Annotated in this window: 3 protein-coding genes; 1 reads left to right on the top strand and 2 read right to left on the bottom strand. The window is 46.3% G+C overall.

Features of this window, described 5'->3' with window-relative positions:
- Positions 1-291 precede the first annotated feature (291 nt).
- Positions 292-861: a hypothetical protein gene (locus KVT39_RS36205; protein WP_217591403.1), complete on the top strand. Its 570-nt coding sequence runs from the start codon at positions 292-294 to the stop codon at positions 859-861.
- A 46-nt stretch (positions 862-907) separates the two neighbouring features.
- On the opposite strand, the gene KVT39_RS36200 is transcribed toward KVT39_RS36205, so the two are convergent.
- A complete protein-coding gene (locus tag KVT39_RS36200) occupies positions 908-2,053 on the bottom strand; it encodes a hypothetical protein (RefSeq protein WP_254640790.1) in 1,146 nt (381 codons plus the stop codon).
- Between the two features lie 99 nt (positions 2,054-2,152).
- On the bottom strand, positions 2,153-2,818 hold the full coding sequence (locus tag KVT39_RS36195) for a hypothetical protein (protein WP_146120798.1): 666 nt from the start codon (positions 2,816-2,818) through the stop codon (positions 2,153-2,155).
- Between the last annotated feature and the right edge of the window lie 447 nt (positions 2,819-3,265).

Genomic DNA, 3,265 nt, shown 5'->3' with positions numbered 1-3,265 from the left:
GGGAAAGCCGGCCATGGGCCGGCTTTTTTGTTTTTGGCCGGGCAATTGGTTGCCAGCTTATGGGAACTCCAGACTGATTTGGTGGTGCTTTCAACGTATCGATTTGCTGATGAGGTTGGGTCAGTGAGTAATCGGATATGTACGAAATTATTTTCATTTTTAGTATATGTATGAAAATAATGACTTTTCTTGTTTTCTTTCAATTATTTCGATATCTTTTGAGAGTTCGATTGGGGGCGGTGAGCCATGAAGGACGGGGGAGGGGCTGATATGGACAATGAGGTAATGTAAATGGATATGAGACGTGTACAAAAAATAGGTATCCTAATTTCAATTATCGGAATTACCTCTGCGTGCGCGACTAAGCCGGCGAGCGAGCTGCCAATTCGGTCGCCGCATCAGTTCTTGAGTGATGTCAAAGCTGTCGCGGATTCGGGTGATCTGGAGGACGTAGAGTTTGTTTCTAAGTTGCTGAGGGTCGAATATCAGAGAAATTCAAAGGTTGTCGTCATCGACAAGGATGGTCGTTCGGTCAAGGGGTATTCCGTCAATGTGACTCGCTACGCATTCTCTAAAGAATATTATCGAGGTCGAGAATTTACTTACGATATATTCCAGCCTAAAGGGCGTGATTTTTTTAGGGTTTCGATATCCTTTCCGGTAGATCATGAAGTGATCTGTATTGCACCATACGATTTTATAGATGTATTTGATGACGTCGGGGGGTATCCGATCGTTGATATAAAGACGTTGGAGTACGTGCGTGATAATCGCGATGCTAAAACGACGGTCACTTTTCATATCTCAGGTAAGGGGTGCGTCTCTCAAGTTGGTATTTACAAAAACCAGGAAAGTCCATGATGTGTGATCGATGGTGAGCGACGCGCAAGTGCTTGCGAATATGCATCTAGTTGATTGCGGAAGTGCTGTTGGTAGCGTCATCGAGAAGGCTGTCTGCAAAGGCGGCATCGCGGACGTTGGACAGGTCGTAGCGCTGGCCTCCGTTCACGACGAAATTGTGATCGGCAACGCCATCGCCGTTCGTGTCTTCGCGGATTACGCTGGCGCCGTCGGCGAGGCGGGTTTCTGTTTTGATGTTGTCGAAAACGCCGTCACCGTTAGTGTCAATTCGGGTGATCGTTCCGTTTCCGATGGAATCGTAGATGATTTCCTCAGTCTTCAAACCGTTAGCCGCATATCGCGCATATTCGACAATCTGTCCGTTTGGACCATATAACGCTGCCGTGCTCAACAACCCGCGATCATATTGATTTTTCTGCTGCATACCGGTGGAGAAATGCAACGTCACTGATTTCACCAGTCCCGTCTCGAAATCTACCGAGTAGTTCACTGCAGCAACGGGAGCGTGGGACAAGCGCTTTGGTGACGCGCCATAAGCCGATCCGTAATAGTCATAGTAGTTGACGTTCAAATTCGCTCCGGGACTCGCCTGAGCAAGATAGCTTCCGGCAACCTCTATCATTGCCTTTTCTAACATATCCGCTGACATCTTTCCGACGTTCGAGTCGTAAACTTTAGTAAGCATGTGATAGATGTCATAGCCGGGTGCCGACACATAGTCCGGACGATCGCCAAGCACGGAGATCAACGACCCGTTATTCTCGTAAATTTCCCGTGCAATTTTCCAATTATTGTAGGCCGCCTCCGCCTCCTTTGTTACTCCGACAATAGCAGCAACATCATAATTATCCCGCATCTTATCTGCATAAAACTGCTCCCTCGCTTTATCACGCGCATCGTTGATGTAGTGACCCAGCTCATGACTCAATATGCCGACAAAGACGCGCGGATCGAGTGCCTCATATCCTGCATCTCCGTAGCTCCCAAAATAAATACCTTTCTCAATAGAGCTCCAGAAAATCCCTCCCCTATTGACATCAACCTCAATTGGCCGAACATTCTCAGCCAAAATATCTTTATTATATTTATGAGCCTGATCGACCAGAGTTTGGCTTTTATTTATCAAACCAATCACACCTTCGCTCAAATTCAAACCTTTAAATATTTCCTCTCTTCCGGTAATTTTCGACATGCCAGCCCCTTACAATCAGTCATCGAAATTATGCCAAATTGGCTTAAATCACCAACCCATCGCGCCTGAAATCAAAATCCCACATCAAACAAATCGAACTCAATCGTACGAATTGTTTTTAAATAAAGTCACCGAAGCCAAGCACTGGTTACTCAAAAAACCAAAAGTCGCTTTCACCCCCACTCTCTCCGGCGTGTATACATACCCCCACCCATTCCCGTGTGGCTCTGGTCGCTTGACGACATCTCCAAACACTTCAATCAGATCGGAAGGCGTAACGCATGTCATATCAGCGTTTACCGGCAATGCCAATAGAACCCTTGTGAAGCTCCGTTCCGTTGGCCAAAAAATTCCATATGAATACCTTCCATCCGCTCGGTATTCCTTCGAAGCGGCCATCTTTATCGCCTCAACACGATAACCGATAACCGATTTTTCATCGGCGTCAAAGACGGCCTCACTCGGCTTCACTCGATAAACAACTCGCAAACGGGAAGAAACCGAATCGACATCACTCAACTCAACTACGTCCACGACCGTCTTAACATCCATCAAGAAGTCCCGCTTGGCACGGATTGGTAGTTCATTGACGGATAGGTTTCTACACCCAACAACAGAAATGCTCACACTGATAATCACGGTCGCAATACAAATCTGTCTTATCGCGTTCGACACATACCATACATTCGCTCGTCCATCGACACCGAGCATCACCGTCCTCGAACAATAATGACCACACTTCTTGAGACGATCGACCAGATGCATATGTGCTCCATTTTTCATCGACACATCACCCCTCGATCACAATTCACCCGAACGTCAACTCCTTGGAGCACCAGTCCAATCCACTACAAAAATTCGTTCGCGCAAAAACTCATCAACAACCCGGCCCTGCCATGTCGCATAAGATTCGCTCATATGCATACTTCGCATACCGAATCAATTCGCAAGGTTCTTCCTGAACCATCAATTACACCACCATCTGACGAAATCCAATTTTCTGAAGATATAGAAAGAATTGAAAGAAAACAATAAAAACATTTACTTTCATATTCATACGATAAGCCACAAGAGATTCCGTACTTGTCCGAATATTCAATGGCGGCTCGTCACCGGAAAATCAATACCCTTGAAATCTCCGTGCCCCCAGGCTACAAATCGATCGATCATGATTCACAAAAACAAAAAAGCCGGCCCATGGCCGGCTTTCCA

It is taken from the genome of Burkholderia sp. GbtcB21 (assembly GCF_019091065.1).
Lineage (GTDB): Bacteria > Pseudomonadota > Gammaproteobacteria > Burkholderiales > Burkholderiaceae > Burkholderia > Burkholderia pyrrocinia_C.
This window is presented reverse-complemented; position numbering and strand designations above follow the sequence as displayed.